The sequence below is a fragment of the Tateyamaria armeniaca genome (assembly GCF_045797845.1).
Taxonomy (GTDB): Bacteria; Pseudomonadota; Alphaproteobacteria; order Rhodobacterales; family Rhodobacteraceae; genus Tateyamaria; species Tateyamaria armeniaca.
In genome coordinates, this window is record NZ_JBHDIY010000002.1 from 207201 (window position 1) to 226408 (window position 19208).

Consider the following 19208-nt stretch of genomic DNA (forward strand, 5'->3'; position numbering starts at 1 on the left):
TCCGAAGGACCCGGGCAAAGCCCCTTATAAAATGGCGTCGCCGTCAGGCGGCAATTGGATCACCGCATGCACCTCTGACCAGACCTCACGCAGGCCACCCGGTGTAGAGCGAGCGTACCGCCTGTTTGGCCAATTCACCCACATAAAATCCGCGACCTCAGGCCCACGACCCGTGGTGGCTCCCCTCGCGATCCACACGTTCAAATCCGTGATTCCCGAAAAAGTCGCGCAACCCCTGGATCATGTCCGCAGTACCGCGTCCCTGCGCCATGCTGTCATGCCATGACAGGGCCGCCGACAGCGCAGGCACCGGCTGGCCCGCAAGGGCCGCAGCAGCGACCACGCGGCGCAAGGACGGCACAGATGCGCGCATCCGCTCCACCATCGCGGGGGCAAGGATCATGTGGCCGTGTGGCAATTCGGTGCGAAACGCATCCGCAAACTCATCCAGAAGGGCCGAGCGGATGATGCACCCCGCCCGCCAGATCTCGGCGATGCGGGCCATGTCCAGCGACCATTCGAACTGTTCCGAGGCCGCTGCCAAAACGCGAAACCCCTGCGCGTGGGCCAGTATGCGGCCCGCCAGCAATGCACCGGCCAGTTCATCTTCGGTTGGCAGCATCTCGGCCGGGGTACCGTGGCCCAGCAGTTCCTGGGCATCGACCCGTGTCGCTTTTTGCGACGACCATCCGCGCGCGCCGACGGCCGCCTCAATGGCCGAGGCCGACTGCCCCAGCTTCAGCGCTTCAACCACGGTCCAGCGGCCCGTACCCTTCTGCCCCGCGGCATCAAGGATCACATCGATCATCGGCTTGCCGGTTTCGCCATCCACCGCCTCAAGCACGCTCTGGGAAATCTCAACCAGATAAGAGGCCAGCGGACCGTCCGTCCATCGGCCAAACATCGCACCAATCTCTGACGGAGGCATCCCTGCCATATCGCGCTGCACGCCATAAACCTCTGCAATCATTTGCATATCGGCATATTCGATCCCGTTGTGCACGGTCTTGACGAAATGCCCCGCACCGTCAGGCCCGACATGGGCCACGCACGGATCGCCTTCGAATTTCGCAGCAATGGCTTCGGCCATCGGGCGGAACTGATCCCACGCGTGATCAGAGCCGCCGACCATCATCGAGGGGCCGTTGCGTGCACCTTCCGCACCACCCGAAACGCCCATCCCGACGAAGTGGATCCCGGTGTCATCAAGGGCCTCGTTGCGCGCGCGTGTGTCGTTGAAATCCGCGTTGCCGCCGTCGATGATCGTATCGCCCTCGCCCAGCAGCACGCGCACCTCTTTAATCATCGCATCCATCGGAGCACCGGACGGGATCATGAACAGGATCGTGCGGGGGGTTTTGATCGCGTCGACGAATTCCGCCAACGTCTCGTGGCCGGACACCGACCCTTCCAGCCCCTCAGCCTCCTTCAGAAACGGTCCGATCCAGTCCGTTTCACGGTTTGACACAGCGACGTCAAACCCCTGTTCGGCAAAGTTCAGCGCCAGCGCGCTGCCCATGGTCCCCAATCCGTAAACGCCGATATCCGCTGCCATTGCCCCGCCCCTTTTTCCAGTTGTTGCCGTGACCATAGATGGCGGGCAACCGGGTGCAAGCCTATGACCGAATTTCGCGGGGGCTGAGGCCGGGTGGTCCATCGCCAGCCTCTTCGGCTGCGCGGATCAAGGTGCGCATTCGTGCATTCAGCGGCGCCCGCCGCCCAAAGCGATCCGCGAGTTGCAGGATCGCGCCCTGAAGTGCCTCGATTTCGGTTTTGCGGCCTTGTTTCAGATCATCCCACATGGATGAACGGGCCTGTGCATCGATGGTCAGCATACTGGCCGCCACCACCCGGAACAGCGGTGTCGGCAGGCGCAGAATAAGCGGAATAAGGTGCGGCGGTGCGGCAGCGGTCTTGGCCGGCGTAATCCCCGCCGCTTTCAGCACCCGCAGCGCCTCTGCCATCTGATCTGCCATCAGGCGGCGCCACGCGCGGTCCTGCAATTGGTCAAGCAACGGCATATCGGCCAGCGCATTCACTGCATTTCCAAGGTTGATCAGCAGCTTGCCCCATTGCACGGCCTCGATATTGTCGACCGAAATCCACCGCTGATGCGGATGCGACAGATCGGGCAGCGGCCCGGCCTCGACCAGAATGTCGCCCGAAGTGGCGCGGTGATAGTGGCCGGGTGATTGCGCAACGACGTTGAATGGCACAGTGGCCGCGCGCACGTCAGCCCCGGTCAGAACAGCGCGCAGAATGCCTGCGTTTGCCACGCCGTTTTGCAGGCTGATCACCTGCGCTGCGGGCGCGTGGGCGGCAAGCACCTTGGCCATCGCCTCGGTATCACCGGATTTGACACAGACCAGAACCACGTCGGCCCCAGTCAGCGCAGCAGCGGCATCGTCTGTCGCCACGATGTCCGTCAGATGCAGATCAAGCCCACCATAGTCCGTGAGGTGCAGACCATGCTGCGCCAGCGCATCGATCACCCGCGGGCGCGCCAGAAAGCGCACGTCAAAGCCGCCGTCCAGCAACACGCCACCCACAAAGCAGCCGATGCTGCCCGCGCCCGCAATGGTGACCCTGGGCTGGCTCATGCGGTCACAGACCCAGACACCAGCGCATGATTGCCTTTTGCGCATGCAAACGGTTCTCGGCCTCGTCAAAGATCACCGAATGCGGGCCGTCCATCACTTCGGACGTCGCCTCGTCATCGCGGTGGGCAGGCAGACAGTGCATGAAAAGACTGTCGGACTTGGCCTTGCCCATCAGATCGGCATTGACCTGATAACCACGCAACTGGTTGTGCCGACGCTCGCGCGCGGATTGCGGATCGTGCATTGACACCCACGTGTCGGTGACCACCAGATCGGCACCCGCCACAGCCTCGTCCGGATTGCGCACAGTGGTGTATAGCCCGTCCAGACTGCGCTCGGGGTCCAGCGGTTCAGGGCCAGTAAATACCAGATCGAATTCGAACTGCTTGGCCGCATGGGCAAAGCTCGCAAATACGTTGTTGCCATCACCGGACCAGACGACCTTCTTGCCTTTGATCGGGCCGCGATGTTCTTCGAACGTCATCACGTCCGCCATGATCTGGCAGGGATGCGTGCGGTTCGTCAGCCCGTTGATCACCGGCACCGTGGCGTGTTCGGCCATCTCAAGCAGCGTGGCCTCCTCAAAAGTCCGGATCATGATCAGATCGACATAGCGCGACAGAACGCGGGCCGTGTCAGCGATGGTTTCGCCATGTCCCAGCTGCATGTCGCTGCCTGACAGCACCATCGTCTGTCCGCCCATCTGGCGGACGCCCACATCAAAGGACACGCGGGTCCGGGTCGATGGTTTTTCAAAGATCAGGGCCACCATGTGCCCGGCCAATGGCTGATCATCGTCAGGCATGCCTTTGGGCCGCCCGGCACGGGCCTGTTTGATGGATTGTGCGGTGTCGATGATCGCCCGCAGATCGGCGGGGTCTGTTGTATGGATGTCGAGGAAATGCGTCATATCGTGTCTCTTGAAAGGGGGGCGCCGGGGGCCGTCTGGCCCAGGCCTCCACAGGATTGCCTGAAGGAAAGAAGGATCACGCGGCGAGGCTTGCGGCGGCTTTGTCGAGGCGGTCAACAGCCTCGCCGATCTCTTCATCCGTGATGGTCAGCGGGGGCAACAGACGGATCGTGTTGTCCGCGGCCGGAACCGTCAGCACGTGCTGATCATAACCCGCCTGCACCACGTCCGTATTAGTCGCCTTGCATTTCAGCCCGATCATCAGACCCTGGCCGCGCACGCTGTCAAAGATGTCGGGATGCGAGGCGATCAGCCCTTCGAGCTTTTGGCGCAGGCTGCCCGCCTTGCGGTTCACATCCGACAGGAATTCGGGCGTGTTCACCACGTCCATCACCGCATTGCCAACGGCACAGCCCAACGGGTTGCCGCCGTAGGTCGAACCGTGCGTGCCTGCGCTCATGCCGCTGGCGGCCTCTTCGGTCGCCAGCACACAGCCCAGGGGAAAACCGCCGCCGATGCCCTTGGCGACCATCATGATGTCAGGTTCGATCCCGGCCCACTCATGCGCAAACAGCTTGCCCGTGCGGCCCACACCGCATTGCACTTCGTCGAGGATCAGCAGGATACCGTTTTCGTCGCACATATCGCGCAAGCCCTTCAGGCACTGATCGGGCACCGGGATAATGCCGCCTTCGCCCTGGATCGGTTCGATCAGGATCGCCGCCGTGTGATGCGTGATCGACGGCGCAATCGCCTCGTGATCCCCAAAGGGCACATGCACGAAACCGGGCAGCAACGGGCCAAAACCCCTTGTCATCTTTTCTGAGCCCGCCGCCGCGATACCTGCGGAAGACCGGCCATGGAAACTGCCCGAAAAGGTGATGATCTCGGTCCGGGCCGGATCGCCTTTTTCATGCCAGTACTTGCGGGCCATCTTGACGGCCAACTCGCAGGACTCAGTGCCAGAATTGGTGAAAAAGACGGTGTCGGCAAAGGTCGCATCCACAAGCTTGTCCGCCAGCGCCTGCTGCTGCGGGATCTGGTACAGGTTCGATGTGTGCCACAGCCTGCCCGCCTGCTCTGTCAGCGCGGCCGTCAGCACCGGGTTGGCATGGCCCAGCGCGTTCACCGCGATTCCGGCGCCCAAATCCAGAAAGCGTCGCCCATCCGCCTCGATCAGCCAGGCCCCTTCGCCTTTGACAAAGCTGAACGGGGCACGGTTATAGGTCGGCAGAACGGAATCGATCATCGGGATCATCCTTTTGAAAGGCCTTGTGGCACCTTGCGTTGGTGCATGAGCCACGGGGCAGGGTCAACAAAATTGAGGAAGGGTGGTGCGTGCAGGCACGCGGGATCAGTCGCAGGATTAGCTGCGTCGGGCGTGTCGTCGAAGGGCGCCGTTTTTGATCATGGCGACGTCCTAGCGCAGGGCCGCTGCCAGCGCCACCCCTTTTCGCTTGCGCCCCAAGTCATTCAGGCGCACGAGCAGGCCATGTACTCTGCCAAGACTCACAACCCTGCCTTGGCCGCGGCGCTGATCGCGGTGGCCTGCGCGTTTATTGCCGCGACGACCCTTATCGCAAAGACCCTTGCGACGCCGCAATTTGGCGCGCCTATGCACCCGTTCCAGATCGTATTTGGCCGGTTTCTCTTTGCCTTTCTGACGTTTGCAATCGCCACCGCGATCCTGCGCCCAGGCCTGCAACGCCCTCACCTGCCGCTGCACGTGCTGCGCACCTTGGGCGGCTGGGCCGGGCTGACGCTGATGTTTGCGAGCGTCGCGCACATTCCGCTGGCGGATGCTACGGCCATCTCGTTCCTCAACCCGGTGTTCGGCATGATCTTTGCCATTCCGCTGCTGGGCGAAAAAGTGGGCAAATGGCGCTGGAGCGCGGCGGGGATCGCCCTTGTCGGTGCGCTGATCCTGCTGCGCCCCACGCCCGACAGCTTTCAGCCCGCAGCCCTGCTTGCGCTGGGGGCCGCCGTCATTCTGGGGTTCGAGCTGACCATCATCAAACAACTGACCCGGCGCGAGAACCCGTTTTCGATCCTGCTGGTCAACAATGCGATCGGAGTCGGGATCGCAAGCGTGGCGGTGATGTGGGTCTGGATCTGGCCAACGCCGGCGCAATGGGCGCTGATGGCAACGCTGGGATGTGCCATGGCCGTCGCCCAAACCTGCTTTGTGAACGCGATGGCGCGGGCGGATGCCAGTTTCGTGGCCCCCTTCACCTACGGCACGCTGATTTTCGCAGCCCTTTACGATGTGTTGTTCTACAGCGTGGTACCGGACAGCGTGACAATTCTGGGTGCCAGCATCATTATCGCAGGGGCCCTGTTGCTGGCATGGCGCGAGGGACGCCGCGTTCATCCCAAACCTGACCATGCTCCCTTGTAACTTTGGCGCGCGCCATTAGAATAAGGCGCTGACACGAAATTTCGGGCGGCCCCTCTGACAGGGCCGCCTTTTAGCTAAGAAAGCCTGCCGATGTCCTGGACTGACGAGCGCGTTGAACTTCTCAAAAAGATGTGGGGCGAGGGCCAGTCGGCCAGCCAGATCGCAAAGGAGTTGGGCGGCGTGACCCGCAATGCCGTGATCGGCAAGGTGCACCGGCTTGGACTGTCCAACCGCGCAGGCAGTGGGGCAAGCCCCGCCAAGGCCGAAGCCAAGGCCAAGCCCGCCGCCCCCAAGGCCGAGGCCAAGCCCAAGCAACCCCAACTGAAAACCGAGCCTGCGATCAAGCCCGTGCCACCCGGTCAGGCCAAACCCAATCTGCCCGCCCGCAAGCAGATCATCCCGGCAGGCCAGCCTTTGCCCCCGCAACCTTCGGCAAATGAAATCAGCCCCGAGGCGCTGGCCAAGGTAAACGAGGTCGAAAAGAAGTCGAAAAAGATCGGCCTGATGGAATTGACCGAACGGACCTGCAAATGGCCCGTGGGCGATCCGGCGACCGAGAATTTCTGGTTCTGCGGGTTGCCTGTGCAGCAAGGCAAACCCTATTGCGAGGCCCATGTGGGCGTGGCCTTCCAGCCCATGTCCTCGCGCCGGGACCGTCGCCGCTGATCCGATTGCGGCTGCGCCACGACAAGTTTCAGGGGGCGTTGCCCCCATGGTATTTTCAGTCAGAAGACGTGCCTGACAGGGTGTTCAGAATAGGACAGTCGGGCCTGTCATTGCCGTGACAGGTCTTGACCAGATGGCTGAGCGTGTCGCGCATGGCCGTCAGATCGGCAATCTTGGTCTCGATCTCGCTCAGGTGCGCCGCCGCGATCCGTCTCACATCAGCGCTTGCGCGGCTGCGATCCTCCCACAGCGTCAGCAGCGACCGGCAGTCGTCAATGGAAAAGCCAAGCGCCCGGGCGCGCGCCAGAAAGTTGAGCTGGTGCAGCGCGGTTTGCGAAAACGTGCGATAGCCATTGGCGCTGCGGTTCGGTTGGATCAGCCCGATCTCTTCGTAATAGCGGATGGTTTTGGCTGGCAGACCCGTGGCCTGTGCAGCTTGCGAGATGTTCATGTCCGCCCTTTCCCGCGCAGGCGCAGCGCGTTTGTCACGACGAAAACGGATGACAGTGCCATCGCGAGGGCGGCCAGGGGCGGTGACAATTGCGGCCCGCCAAATGGCACCAACACTCCGGCTGCCACCGGGATCAGCAAAGCGTTGTAGCCGAATGCCCAGACGAGGTTCTGGCGGATGTTGCGCAAAGTGTCTGCGCTGATGCTCAGCGCGCGCAGAACGGCGCCCGGTTCGGGCGACATCATCACCACATCTGCCGCCTCGATGGCCGCATCATTGGCCCCGTTGACCGCCAGACCCACATCCGCCGCCGCAAGTGCCGGTGCATCATTGATCCCGTCGCCCACAAATGCGACCGGCCCATGCGCGGCCCGCAGCGCCTCAAGGGCAGCCACTTTGCCATCCGGGCGCACCCCTGCAACCACGTGGTCGATCCCAAGGCTTTGCGCCACATGTTCAGCCGTGATTTGCGCATCCCCCGAAATCATCGCGACTGCGCGGCCCGTTGCCTTGATCTGCGCGACGGTGTCGGCCGCACCCGTACGGATTTGATCACTGATCGCAATGGCGCCGACATGGGTGGTGTCCACGGCCACATGGATCGCCGTTGCGCCGGTCATGGACCATGCATCGGCCCGGGCAATCCAGTCTGGCGACGGCACGACACCGGACTGTTCCAACATGGCCACGTTCCCGATGATCACGTCCTTCCCCTCCACAACTGCCCGCGCACCCAGCCCCAGCACAGCCTCAAACCCGGTGACGTCGCTCGGCACATCCCCGGCAGCTGCAGTGATCGCGCGCGCGATGGGGTGTTCGGAGTGCTGTTCGACCCCTGCCGCGAGGCGCAGCATCAAATCCGTGTCCTTCCCAGCCATGTCGGCAACAGCAGGCGCGCCAAGGGTCAAGGTGCCCGTCTTGTCAAAGGCGATCACGGCGGCGTCCTGCAATCGCTGAAGTGCAGCCCCTTTGTGAAACAGCACGCCCAGTTCCGCCGCGCGACCCGTCCCGACCATGATCGACATCGGCGTGGCGAGGCCCATCGCGCACGGGCAGGCGATGATCAGGACGGACACACCTGCAACCACCGCCGGGCCAAGGCCCACCAGTGCCCACCATGTCACAAACGCAAGTGTTGCGATGACCAGAACGGTAGGCACAAACCAAGCCGTGATGCGGTTCACCAGTGCTTCGACCGGCAGGCGGGCCGCTTGGGCGGCTTCGGTCAGGGCGGTGATGCGGGCCAGCACGGTGTCACGCCCCACATGGGTGGCGCGATATGTCAGCGTGCCAGTGGTCGTAAGCGTGCCGGCACTGACGGCGTCGCCGCTGCGCTTTAGGACCGGGATCGGCTCGCCCGTCAGCATCGCCTCATCGACATAGGTTTCCCCGCCCGTCACCTCACCGTCCACCGCGATGCGCCCGCCCGGACGCGCGCGCAGAATGTCGCCGACGCCCACATCGGCCTGCGCCACGGTTTCAAAGTGGCCGTTGCGCTCGACTTCGGCTGTGTCCGGGCGCAGGCCCAGCAGGCGGCGCACCGCATCCCCGGTATGGCCCTTGGCGCGCGCCTCAAGCCAGCGGCCCATCAGGATCAGTGTGACGATCACCGCTGCGGCTTCAAAATAGACACCGGCAGGCGGCAGAACACCCGGCGCAAGCACGGCAAGCGCCGAAAACAGGAACGCAGCCCCCGCTCCCAGTGCCACGAGCGCATCCATATCCGGGCGGGCCTTGAGCAGACCCGGCACCCCGCGCTGGAAAAATCCTGCACCCGGTCCGGCCAGAACCAGCGCAGTCAGACCAAGCTGGATCGCATGACTGTTGGACATCCCGATGGTGGCAGCAATCCAGTGATGCATTCCGGGGATCATGTGGCTGCCCATTTCCAGCACAAACACAGGCAGGGTCAGCGCAGCGGCGATCAGGAACCGGTTGAGCAGCGGTTGAGCGGGGTCCGTGGCGGGTGCATCCTGCACGGTTTGGCGCGGTGGATACCCAGCCGCCGCCAGTGCTGCGCGCAGTCCGTCCGGATCACCCAAGACGTCTGCGAACACCTCGTGGGTCGGCAGGCGCGCCTCGGCCTTCAACACGGCCGGTTGGGCGAGGGCTGCAGCCTCGATCCGGGCCACGCAGGACGCGCAGGACATGTTAGGTATCTCCCAACGCACCTGGGTGACCTTTGCGGGATAGCCCGCTGCATCCAGTGCCCGCAGGGCGGCGTCGGGGCTGACGCCCGCGATCCGGGCGGTGTGATCGGCCAAATTGACGCGCACATCCCGCGCGCCCGGCACGGCCTGCAAGGCCGCCTCGGCCCGCCCGACACAGGACGCGCAATTCAAGCCCGAAACGCCAAAAGAGAGTGATGTTGCTGTCATGCGCCCTACATAGGGGTTCCCGTCACTGGAAGGTCAAGGGCGCAAGACTGCCGATTGAAACAATGTTCAACGCAGGTGTGAGTTGTACGTGTGGCAGGTGCATGACAGGAAGGCGCGCACATACGATGCGATTGGAAAGACCCTTGATGTCCGAAATGCCCCCTTCCCCGCCACGCGCCGCTGATGTGCTGGCCGCGCGCCTTTTTGATGCGGGGTGCCGATACGCTTTCGGGATGCCGGGGGGTGAGGTGCTGACGCTGGTCGACGCGCTTGAGCGGGCAGGCATCCGGTTCATCCTGTGCAAGCACGAAAACGCTGCCGCCTTCATGGCCGAAGGCGCGTGGCACCGCACCGGAGCGCCAGGCATTCTGGTGGCGACGGTCGGGCCGGGCGCGCTTAACGGTGTGAACGCGGTCGCCAACGCGCAGCAGGATCGCGTCCCGCTGATCGTCCTTGCAGGCTGTGTCGATGCAGACGAGGCGCAGACATATACCCATCAGGTGCTGGACCAGACGCAAGTATTCCGCCCCATCACCAAGGCGACCTTCACCCTCAACACAGGCGCCGCACATGTGATCGCGGACAAGGCCGTGGCCATCGCAACCGAAGGGCGCCCCGGCCCAGTCCATATCGATGTGCCGATCACCGTCGCCGTCACGCCCGTGACACCCGAGATTCCCGCGCACCGGGCTGTGGCTGCGCCCGTCGTGCCCGCACCTGCGCAACTTGACGAAATGCGCGCGCATCTGGCCCGCGCCGAACGTCCGATCCTGATCGTTGGAGTGGATGCGCTCACGCAAGGGTTCGATCCACGCCGCGCCGATATTGCTGCAGCTTTGCGCCAGTTTGCCGAGATGTTCAACGTGCCGGTCATCACGACCTACAAGGCCAAGGGGCTGCTGGCCGAGGATCATCCGCTCGCTCTTGGCGGTGCGGGCCTGTCGCCAAAGGCCGACGCTGTATTGCTGCCTCTTGTGCAGCGCGCCGATCTGATCATCGGCCTTGGTTATGACCCGATCGAGATGCGCACCGGCTGGCGGGATTTCTTCTTTCCCGGCATCCAGACCATGATCGACATCACGGCGGAACCGAACCATCACTACATGCATCAGGCGACGATGAACGTGGTGGCGGACTGCGGCGCGACACTGGTGGCGATGAGTGCGGGCGTGACGCCACGCGCTACATGGGCGGACGGTGAAATCGAGACGGCCAGGGCCGAACTGGCTGTGGCCTTCCCTGCGGACGAAGACTGGGGGCCTGCCGCGATCATCGACACGTGCCGCGCCGAACTGCCCCGTGACACGCTTGCCACCGCCGACAGCGGCGCACACCGCATCCTGCTCAGCCAGATGTGGGAATGTTACGAGCCGCGCGGGCTCATGCAATCCTCGGCGCTCTGCACCATGGGGTGCGCCATTCCGCTGGCCATGGGCGCGCAGGTGGTCGAACCCGAACGCACTGTGGTCAGTTTTTCCGGCGATGCGGGTTTCCTGATGGTCGCGGGAGAGCTTTCAACAGCCGCCGAATTGGGCCTGAAGACCATTTTTGTCGTCTTTGTCGATGCCTCGCTCGCCCTGATCGAACTGAAACAACGCCAAAGACAACTCAGCAATGCCGGGGTTGATTTCGCACGGCACGACTTTGCCGCGATGGGCCGTGCCTTTGGCGGTGCGGGGCATTCTGTCACGTCGCGGTCCGAATTGCAGGAGGCGCTGGCGGCGGCCCAATCCAGCGATACATTCAGCGTAATCGCCTGTGTGATTGACCGGGGGGCCTATGACGGACGCATCTAAACCGGGGGCGCTGGACGGTGTCTTTGTCCTTGATCTCTCACGCATTCTGGCCGGTCCGACGGCCACGCAATTGCTGGGCGATCTGGGCGCGACAGTCATCAAGGTCGAAAACCCCAAGACCGGCGGCGATGACACGCGCGGCTGGGGGCCGAACTATGCGCGCGAGGCGGATGGATCGGCAACCGATCTGTCGGCATATTTCATGGCCGCCAACCGCAACAAGCAATCCATTGCCGTCGATATCTCGACCCCCGAGGGGCAGGATATCGTGCGTCAACTGGCAGCGCGGGCCGACGTGGTGATTGAAAACTACAAACCCGGTGGGCTTGAAAAATACGGGCTGGATCATGCCACGCTGCTCAAGGCGCATCCGGGCCTCGTCTACTGCTCGATCTCAGGCTTTGGGCAGACGGGGCCGAACCGCAACCAGCCCGGATATGACCTGATGGCCCAAGGGTATGGCGGGATCATGTCGCTGACGGGTGAGCCGGACGGTGCGCCGATGAAAGTCGGTGTCGGCATCGCGGATGTGATGTGCGGGATGTATGCGACCATCGGCATTCTGGCCGCCCTGCGCCACCGTGATCAGACAGGCGAGGGGCAGCACATCGATCTGTCTCTGGTCGATGCGCAAATGGCGTGGCTGATCAACGAAGGGTGCAATTACCTGACCTCCGGCGACGTACCCGAACGGCGCGGCAATGCGCATCCGAACATTGTGCCCTACGATGCCTTTGAGACGTCCGACGGCCATATGCTGATTGCCGTGGGCAACGACGCACAGTTTGCGCGCTTTTGCGATGCCATCGGCGCGCCGGAACTGGGCAGGGACGCGCGATACTTCACAAACCTTGGGCGTATCCAGAACCGCGACACACTGATCCCCGCGCTGCGCCCGATTTTGGCAAAGTTCAGCAAGGCCGAGCTGCTGAGCAGGTTGCAGGATGTCAAAGTGCCCTGCGGGCCGATCCACAACGTCGCCGAGGCGCTGGGATCGGATCAGGCACAGGCGCGCGGCACCGTCGTGCGTGTCCCGCGCGAGGATGTCGCGGACGGGCACGTCCGGCTGTTGGCGAATCCGCTTAAATTTTCAGCGACCCCCGTGCGCTATGACCGCCCCCCGCCCCGGTTCGGGCAAGACACCCAAGACGTTCTGGACATGCTGAAATCTCAAAAATCGCAAGACCCGGAGGCGTGATCCAAGCGCTTTGGCTGAAATCCGCCATTTCTGGCCCCAACTGCTGAAATCTTGCTCACAGAATCCCTATTCGCCCTTCACGTGTGCGTGTGACCCTCGCGCAATGGCTCCCAATGTGGACCAGATGCTTTAGACCGAGACACAGTAATTCCGATAAAAGGTTCGCCCTTCATGATGCACGACATTTGCCAATCTCCCGTCAGCCTGGAGGACCCAGCACTTCTTGAGGAATGGAACGGGATGATCCGGGCCTTTCTGGCCCACGGTACGGCGACACCGACACACCTTGGCGCGGTCCTGACTGGCGCACCCCAGTTTGCCATGGGCCACGCGGCCAAGGGGCTGTTTTCCCTGATGATGGGACGCAAGGAACTGAACGCCGTTGCACGCGAGGCCGGCCAGACGGCAGTGTCCGCCCTCGCCGCATCCGGTGGCAGCGCCCGCGAGCGGCTTTGGGTCCGTGCCCTCGGCGAATGGCTCGACGGGCGACCCTCGGGTGCGATTGCGGCGATGGAGCGTATTCTGGTCGACCATCCCACCGACACCCTGTCAGCAAAAGTGAGCCATGCGATCCGCTTTATCCTTGGGGATGGCGTGGGCATGCGATCCTCCATCGAAAACGTGCTCGACGCCCACAAGGGCCACGATCTGGAAGGGTACGTGCATGGCTGCCACGCCTTCACCCTCGAAGAGACGGGCGAGTATGACGCCGCCGAAGCCGCTGGCCTCAAAGGTCTGCAACTGGCAGGCGACGACGCATGGGGTCTGCACGCCGTCGCCCACGTCTATGACATGACGGCCCGGCCCGATCATGGCATTGCGCTGATCGAAAACAACTGTTCGGCCTGGGATCACTGCAACAACTTTCGCTACCACGTGTGGTGGCACAAGGCGCTGCTGCATCTGGACCGGGGCGAGAATGACATCGTTCTGGCCATCTACGACGAACAGGTGCGCGCGGATAAAACCGACGATTACCGCGATATGGCCAATGCAACCTCCCTTTTGATGCGGCTGGAGCTTGAAGGCGTGAATGTCGGCCGCCGCTGGGATGAACTGGCAGATTTCGCAGAGAACCGCACCGACGATGGCTGCCTTGTCTTTGCCGACCTGCATTACATGCTGGCGCTTGGGGCTGCGGGCCGCTCGGATGCCAAGGACGCGATGACCCTGCGCTTTGCCCAGGACGCGATGCGCAATGGCGAGATGCCAGCCCGCGTTGCCAATCCGGGCAAGGCCGCCCTTGCAGGCCTCAACGCGTTTTCCGAAGGCCGCTATGATCTGGCGTTCCAAAATCTGGCCGCCGCGCGCCCCACCATGCAGACCATCGGGGGCAGCCACGCCCAGCGCGACGTGTTTGAGCGCATGACCATCGATGCAGGCCTGCGTGCGGGCATGGTCGATGCGACCGAGGCCCTGATCGAAGAGCGTATCGCGCGCCGCGCCGGGGCCATGGACCGCTTTTCCACCACCCGCCTTGCCAGCATCGGCGACGCGCGGCGGATTCCAGCGCAATAACCATTAACGCACCAGGCTCGACCTTCTGCGAGGCGAGACTCTTTTGACAAAGAAGACTAAAGACCGGCCATGACGTTTGCCGACCCGACACAGTCCACCGCAGCCCCCGCTGCCGCAGCCTCCGCATCCCCCGTGCGGGTGCGCGATATCCGTCTGGATTTTTTCCGCGGGATCGCGATGTTCATCATCCTGATCGCGCACACACCCGGCAACTTTCTGACGTCGTGGATTCCCGCCCGCTGGGGTTTTTCGGACGCGACAGAGATTTTCGTGTTCTGCTCGGGCATGGCCTCTGCCATCGCCTTTGGCCGCGCCTTCGAAACCGCCGGATGGCGCATGGGCACGGCCCGCGTCACCTTCCGGGTCTGGCAGGTCTATTGGGCGCATGTGGGCCTGTTCTTTGCCACGCTGGCGCTGGTGTCCTATCTGACCACGCTTGATTGGGAGGGGACGCGCAATTATCTGGGCCAGTTGAACCTGTGGCGCTTTTACGTCGAGACCGACACGGGCACGGTCACCGATCTGATCCTGCGGTTCATGACGCTGCGCTATGTACCGAACTATTTCGACATTCTGCCGATGTATATGGTGGTGCTGGTGATGATGCCGGTCATCATGGCGCTGGCGCGGGTGCATCTGGGCCTCGTCTTTGCGTTCATGGGCGTCACATGGCTGTTCGGGCAGACCGCGCTGGTGCAGGCACTGGGCCTGCCACATCTGGAACTGCCTGCCGATCCGTCCTCGGACCGGACATGGTTTTTCAACCCCTTCGGCTGGCAATTGATCTTCTTCACCGGCTTTGCCTTCATGCGGGGCTGGATACCGAAACCGCCTGTGAACGCGGCCCTGATCGGGATTGCGCTGTTCGTGGTGCTGGCCAATATCCCGCTGTCCAACATCGGCGTGCGCGAACTGGGGTTCGACTGGGCGCGGGACTGGCGCAGCGCCAATCAGGCGTGGATCACCAAATCCGACTTCGGCATCCTGCGCTACGTGCATTTCCTGGCGCTGGCCTACCTCATGTGGGTGCTGGCAGGCGACAAGGGAAACCGCATCCGCGCAGGCGACGGGATGCTTGGCCGCGTCTGGGGGCGCATTCTGCAGATCATTCTCAGGGTGGGGCAGCAATCGCTCGCCGTCTTTGTGATGTCGATGTTCACCGCCCGTGTCATGGGCTTTGCCATGGACGTGCTGGGGCGTGAAACCGGCACGGTTTTGCTGGTCAATTTCGCGGGGGCTTGCGTGCTTGTCATCACCGCCTATGTGGCGGGTTGGTTCAAATCCAACCCCTGGAAAAAGGTCACATCCTGATGCTGCGCCGTGAATTCATTGCAAGCCTTGCCGCATTGGCCGCAGCCCCGCGCACGTCCTGGGCGCAGGACGCAAGCGCCGAGCCGGGTCTGCAACTGGGTGACGCCAAGACATTTGCCCCCTCGGACGTGGCAGAGATGGCGCGCGACATGGCAACACGCGACTACCAACCACGCCCGCTGATCCCCGCGCCGTGGCGCAATCTGACCTACGATCAGTACCGCAAGATCTGGTTCGACAGCCGCAACGCACTTTGGGAAGGCAGCGATGCACCACAGCGCGTGGACGTGTTCCCGCCCGGCCTCTATTTCCCGCAGGCCATCCGCACATATGTGGTCGAGGGCGACCAGGCCCGCCCGATGATGTTTGACATGGGCGTCTTTGACAGCACCGACAAATTTCCCGACGTGCCCATCGACGACACGCTGGGTTATTCCGGCCTGCGCCTGCGCGCCGAGTTGCGCCAGCCCGGCATCTACGAGGAATACGCCGTCTTTCAGGGCGCCAGCTATTTCCGCGGGATCGGGACGGGCGACATCTACGGCCTGTCCGCACGCGGCCTTGCCCTCAAGACCGGCGATCCGATGGGCGAGGAGTTTCCGGACTTTACCCATTTCTGGCTTGAACGCCCCGCGCCCGGTGCCGCCCAGATCATCCTGCACGCCCTGCTCGACAGCCCGTCCTGCACTGGCGCTTACCGGTTCGAGATCATGCCCGGTCAGCCGCTTTCCATGCAGGTGGAAGCCGAGATTTTCGCGCGCACCACCCTCACGCATGTGGGGATTGCGCCGCTCACGTCGATGTTCCTGTTTGACGACACCGACCGCCAGCGGTTCGACGATTTCCGCCCCGCCGTGCACGACAATGACGGGCTGATGATCCACAACGGGGGCGGAGAGGTGATCTGGCGTCCGCTGGCCAACCCGACCACGTTGCAGATTTCGGCCTTTGGCGACAACAACCCGCGCGGCTTCGGCCTGATGCAGCGCGCCCGCCACTTCGAGGATTTTAACGACCTTGAAGCGCTCTATCACCGTCGCCCCGGCCTATGGGTCACTCCGGGCGAAGGCTGGGGGCGCGGCAATGTCCAACTGGTTGAAATCCCCGCCGATCTTGAGATCTACGACAACATCGTCGCCTACTGGCGTCCATCCGATGACATCGAACCGGGCACATCCCACAAGGTCACCTACCGCCTTGACTGGGGCAGCGACCCGGCGCCCAAGGCCGCCATGCCGCTGCGCGTTCTCAACACGGCCGCGGGTGGACGGCCCGAGGGTGGACGCATCTTTGCCATCGACTTTGAAAACGCGGACCACGTGCCAAGCGACCTCAGCCAGATCGAGCGGTTGCTGCGCGTCTCCTCCGGCGAAGTCACCGAAGGCATCATTCAACGCAACCCGGCCACCGGTGGCCCGCGCCTTGCCTTCACATTCACACCGGGAGAGGCCACATGGGCCGAATTCCGCGCCCAGTTGCGCCTTGACGGCGCCCCGCTGAGCGAAGTGTGGCTGTACCGTTGGACCCAGTCTTGACGCAGCACCATCATCATATGCCGCCGCCCGCGCCGCTGGCCATGCCCGAACAGGATTTTTCGGCCTCGCCCGACATCGCGGTGTCACCACCGGTCAGCCGCGATCCGATCTGGCGCATTGCGGTCTTTGCCCCCGCGCTGCTGACAACGGGGCTGCTGATCTGGGGCCTACATGGCCTTCTTGCATCATCGGGCATGAGCGCGCTGGAATACCTCCTTCTCACCCTGATCGGGCTGACCTTTGTCTGGGTCTCTCTGGCCGTGTCGACCGTCACGGTGGGATTGATCGGGCGGCTTGACCCGGCGACCAAGACGCCGCGCACCGATCCAATGGATGTGGCGTTGCTGGTGCCCGTTTATAACGAAACGCCATGGGATGTGTTCGGCAACGCCGCCGCCATGCTTGACGATCTTGAACGGCAATCCGGTGGGCACCAATATACGCTCTTTGTCCTGTCCGACACGCAGGACGCGGCAATCGCAGCGCAAGAATGGCAGGCGTTTCAGGCGCTTAGCGCAACTGCCCCCTTCCCCGTTCACTACCGCCGCCGCGCCGACAACACGGATCGCAAGGTAGGCAACCTTCTGGACTGGATCACCGGCTGGGGCGCGGCTTACGAGGCGATGCTGGTGCTCGATGCCGACAGCCTGATGACCGGGCGCGCCATCGACAGGCTGGCCTGCGAACTGGCCGCCGATCCGACAAGCGGTCTGATCCAAAGCTGCCCGCAACTGATCGGTGCCGACACGCTCTTTGCCCGGATGCAGCAGTTTTCCAACGTCGCCTATGGCTGGTTGCTGGCCGAAGGGCTGGCGCACTGGGCGCGCACCGAAGGCAACTACTGGGGCCACAACGCCATCATCCGCACCCGCGCCTTTGCCTCGTCAGCAGGCATTCCGCATCTGCGCAGCCTCACCGGGCGCTCCGATCTGATCCTGAGCCACGATTTTGTCGAGGCATCGCTGCTGCGTCGGTCCGGATGGCGGGTGCGGTTTCTGCCGCGCATCTCGGGCAGTTTCGAGGAAACACCGGGCACGCTGATCGACTATGTCAAACGTGACAACCGCTGGTGCCGTGGCAACCTGCAACACCTGCGCCTGCTGACGACACGTGGCCTGCATCCGGTCAGCCGATTTCATCTGTTCCAGGGGGCGGCGGCGTATCTCATGTCGCCTGCATGGTTTGTGCTGCTGGTGTTCTGGGCCCTGCTGGGGCGCGATGCAGACACCAATGTGATCAGCTATTTCAACGAGGCCAATCCGCTGTTTCCCAATTGGCCGCCTGCGATGACGCATATCGACAGCGCCGTGTTTCTGGTGGTGATGTACGGCATGCTGCTGGCCCCGAAACTGGCCTGTGCGACGATCATCACAGCCCATGCCAAGGCGGCGAAACTGTTTGGCGGGCGGTGGGCGTTTGCCCGCGCGGTACTGGTCGAACTTGCCCTGTCGGTCGCCTATGCCCCTGTCCTGATGATCCAGCAGACCCGCGCGGTGCTGCGATCCATTCTGGGGCATGGCACCGGCTGGAACCCACAGCGGCGCGATGCCCGCGCCTATCCGCTGGCGACACTGTTCAAATTCCACTGGGTTGAAACCGTGATCGGGGCGTTGCTGCTGGCCGGTCTTGCGGCGGGCCTCGTGTCGTGGTGGCTGATCCCGATCATGGTCAGCCTCGTTCTGGCTGTGCCCTTGTCCGCGCTCAGCGCGACAAGTTCGGCGATGCTGCGGCTCGACAATCCGCTGACCTTGCGCGAACCGACAATCGTGGCCCGCGCCCGCGATGCACGGGCCGACATACGTGCGCAGATCGAAACACCCAACGTGGCGGCCGAATAACAGCACGGTCGCGGATATCGCCTCAAATTTTCAGGATTGTGTTGGTGGCCTCAGCGCCAGACCAATAATGTCGTGCGCCTGACAAGGCGCGCCTTTTGGCAACGCTTACGCGGGCGTCCACGCAACCACGGGCAATCCACGTTTCAACCATCCCGGACCGGCACCCGATCCCAACATGCCTTCGGGCACGTCGATGATGTTGGTGAACCCCGCAGATGTCAGCCGCCTTGTCAGCCCGCGCGAACGCACGCCGCGCGCGCAGATCAACGCGATGGCTGCGTCCGTGCGACCCTCTGTCTGCGCCAGCAGCGCTTCGGTGAAATCATCGCGGCGCATGTCCAGCGCAATCGCACCTTCGCCAACGCCCGTGCGCTGCCATTCGTCGGGGCGACGGATGTCGATCAAAAGAGCGGTGCCGGACACTGCCGCCTTGTGCGCATCCGGCACGCTCAACGTGCCATCCACCCCCGCCTCGGCAGAGATATTGAACCAGCGGGACGCAAAAACGGCCCCGCCGACAATCAATGCCCCAGCCCCAAGCCCAGAAGCCCGGCGCGACATGCGCGCCGGTTTCTGGTTCGTGGATTGGGGGCCGTGGACTTTGGTCAT

Annotated in this window: 15 protein-coding genes; 8 read left to right on the plus strand and 7 right to left on the minus strand. The window is 63.2% G+C overall.

Going from position 1 to position 19208, the window contains the following annotated elements; all coding sequences use genetic code 11:
• Nucleotides 1-157 precede the first annotated feature (157 nt).
• The 4 genes from gndA to ACERZ8_RS01080 form a co-directional block, all read right to left on the minus strand.
• A complete protein-coding gene (gndA, locus tag ACERZ8_RS01065; RefSeq protein WP_407590277.1) occupies nucleotides 158-1555 on the minus strand; it encodes an NADP-dependent phosphogluconate dehydrogenase in 1398 nt (465 codons plus the stop codon).
• Between the two features lie 61 nt (nucleotides 1556-1616).
• Complete coding sequence (locus tag ACERZ8_RS01070) at nucleotides 1617-2600, minus strand: 2-dehydropantoate 2-reductase (protein ID WP_407590278.1); 984 nt, start codon at nucleotides 2598-2600, stop codon at nucleotides 1617-1619.
• A gap of 4 nt (nucleotides 2601-2604) precedes the next feature.
• Entirely contained in the window at nucleotides 2605-3510 is a 906-nt protein-coding gene (argF, locus tag ACERZ8_RS01075) for an ornithine carbamoyltransferase (protein ID WP_407590279.1), read from the minus strand.
• Nucleotides 3511-3586: 76 nt separating this feature from the next.
• Nucleotides 3587-4759, minus strand: a complete 1173-nt coding sequence (locus ACERZ8_RS01080; protein ID WP_407590280.1) for an aspartate aminotransferase family protein — start codon at nucleotides 4757-4759, stop codon at nucleotides 3587-3589.
• 243 nt (nucleotides 4760-5002) lie between these two features.
• On the opposite strand from ACERZ8_RS01080, the gene ACERZ8_RS01085 reads away from it, so the two are divergent.
• A complete protein-coding gene (locus ACERZ8_RS01085) occupies nucleotides 5003-5908 on the plus strand; it encodes a DMT family transporter (protein WP_407590281.1) in 906 nt (301 codons plus the stop codon).
• 90 nt (nucleotides 5909-5998) lie between these two features.
• Nucleotides 5999-6574, plus strand: coding sequence for a GcrA family cell cycle regulator (locus ACERZ8_RS01090; protein ID WP_407590282.1), 576 nt, complete (start codon nucleotides 5999-6001; stop codon nucleotides 6572-6574).
• Nucleotides 6575-6629: 55 nt separating this feature from the next.
• Here the strand turns inward: ACERZ8_RS01090 and cueR are convergent, their stop codons facing one another.
• Nucleotides 6630-7025 (minus strand): Cu(I)-responsive transcriptional regulator, encoded by a 396-nt coding sequence (gene cueR / locus ACERZ8_RS01095; RefSeq protein ID WP_407590283.1) that lies wholly within the window; start codon nucleotides 7023-7025, stop codon nucleotides 6630-6632.
• Entirely contained in the window at nucleotides 7022-9403 is a 2382-nt protein-coding gene (locus ACERZ8_RS01100) for a heavy metal translocating P-type ATPase (protein ID WP_407590284.1), read from the minus strand. The genes cueR and ACERZ8_RS01100 overlap by 4 nt, the downstream gene beginning before the upstream one ends.
• 155 nt (nucleotides 9404-9558) lie before the next feature.
• Here ACERZ8_RS01100 and ACERZ8_RS01105 point away from each other — a divergent pair, with 155 nt between their 5' ends.
• The 6 genes from ACERZ8_RS01105 (at nucleotide 9559) to mdoH (ending at nucleotide 18599) form a co-directional block, all read left to right on the plus strand.
• Nucleotides 9559-11199, plus strand: coding sequence for a thiamine pyrophosphate-binding protein (locus ACERZ8_RS01105; protein WP_407594119.1), 1641 nt, complete (start codon nucleotides 9559-9561; stop codon nucleotides 11197-11199).
• Nucleotides 11183-12397 (plus strand): CaiB/BaiF CoA transferase family protein, encoded by a 1215-nt coding sequence (locus ACERZ8_RS01110; protein ID WP_407590285.1) that lies wholly within the window; start codon nucleotides 11183-11185, stop codon nucleotides 12395-12397. The genes ACERZ8_RS01105 and ACERZ8_RS01110 overlap by 17 nt, the downstream gene beginning before the upstream one ends.
• 171 nt (nucleotides 12398-12568) lie before the next feature.
• Nucleotides 12569-13915, plus strand: a complete 1347-nt coding sequence (locus ACERZ8_RS01115) for a tetratricopeptide repeat protein (protein WP_407590286.1) — start codon at nucleotides 12569-12571, stop codon at nucleotides 13913-13915.
• Between the two features lie 69 nt (nucleotides 13916-13984).
• Complete coding sequence (locus ACERZ8_RS01120; RefSeq protein ID WP_407590287.1) at nucleotides 13985-15226, plus strand: OpgC family protein; 1242 nt, start codon at nucleotides 13985-13987, stop codon at nucleotides 15224-15226.
• Entirely contained in the window at nucleotides 15226-16761 is a 1536-nt protein-coding gene (locus ACERZ8_RS01125) for a glucan biosynthesis protein (RefSeq protein WP_407590288.1), read from the plus strand. Before ACERZ8_RS01120 ends, ACERZ8_RS01125 begins: the two co-directional genes overlap by 1 nt.
• A 17-nt stretch (nucleotides 16762-16778) precedes the next feature.
• Nucleotides 16779-18599: a glucans biosynthesis glucosyltransferase MdoH gene (gene mdoH, locus ACERZ8_RS01130; RefSeq protein WP_407590289.1), complete on the plus strand. Its 1821-nt coding sequence runs from the start codon at nucleotides 16779-16781 to the stop codon at nucleotides 18597-18599.
• A 105-nt stretch (nucleotides 18600-18704) separates the two neighbouring features.
• Here mdoH and ACERZ8_RS01135 read toward each other — a convergent pair whose 3' ends face one another.
• Nucleotides 18705-19208: a rhodanese-like domain-containing protein gene (locus ACERZ8_RS01135; RefSeq protein WP_407590290.1), complete on the minus strand. Its 504-nt coding sequence runs from the start codon at nucleotides 19206-19208 to the stop codon at nucleotides 18705-18707.

Bases quoted from the DNA above. Each gene is read 5' to 3' on its own strand.
- gndA (WP_407590277.1), bottom strand. From the start codon at position 1,555: ATGGCAGCGGATATCGGCGTTTACGGATTGGGGACCATGGGCAGCGCG.
- ACERZ8_RS01070 (WP_407590278.1), bottom strand. From the start codon at position 2,600: ATGAGCCAGCCCAGGGTCACCATTGCGGGCGCGGGCAGCATCGGCTGC.
- argF (WP_407590279.1), bottom strand. From the start codon at position 3,510: ATGACGCATTTCCTCGACATCCATACAACAGACCCCGCCGATCTGCGG.
- ACERZ8_RS01080 (WP_407590280.1), bottom strand. From the start codon at position 4,759: ATGATCGATTCCGTTCTGCCGACCTATAACCGTGCCCCGTTCAGCTTT.
- ACERZ8_RS01085 (WP_407590281.1), top strand. From the start codon at position 5,003: ATGTACTCTGCCAAGACTCACAACCCTGCCTTGGCCGCGGCGCTGATC.
- ACERZ8_RS01090 (WP_407590282.1), top strand. From the start codon at position 5,999: ATGTCCTGGACTGACGAGCGCGTTGAACTTCTCAAAAAGATGTGGGGC.
- cueR (WP_407590283.1), bottom strand. From the start codon at position 7,025: ATGAACATCTCGCAAGCTGCACAGGCCACGGGTCTGCCAGCCAAAACC.
- ACERZ8_RS01100 (WP_407590284.1), bottom strand. From the start codon at position 9,403: ATGACAGCAACATCACTCTCTTTTGGCGTTTCGGGCTTGAATTGCGCG.
- ACERZ8_RS01105 (WP_407594119.1), top strand. From the start codon at position 9,559: ATGCCCCCTTCCCCGCCACGCGCCGCTGATGTGCTGGCCGCGCGCCTT.
- ACERZ8_RS01110 (WP_407590285.1), top strand. From the start codon at position 11,183: ATGACGGACGCATCTAAACCGGGGGCGCTGGACGGTGTCTTTGTCCTT.
- ACERZ8_RS01115 (WP_407590286.1), top strand. From the start codon at position 12,569: ATGATGCACGACATTTGCCAATCTCCCGTCAGCCTGGAGGACCCAGCA.
- ACERZ8_RS01120 (WP_407590287.1), top strand. From the start codon at position 13,985: ATGACGTTTGCCGACCCGACACAGTCCACCGCAGCCCCCGCTGCCGCA.
- ACERZ8_RS01125 (WP_407590288.1), top strand. From the start codon at position 15,226: ATGCTGCGCCGTGAATTCATTGCAAGCCTTGCCGCATTGGCCGCAGCC.
- mdoH (WP_407590289.1), top strand. From the start codon at position 16,779: ATGCCGCCGCCCGCGCCGCTGGCCATGCCCGAACAGGATTTTTCGGCC.
- ACERZ8_RS01135 (WP_407590290.1), bottom strand. From the start codon at position 19,208: ATGACCAAAGTCCACGGCCCCCAATCCACGAACCAGAAACCGGCGCGC.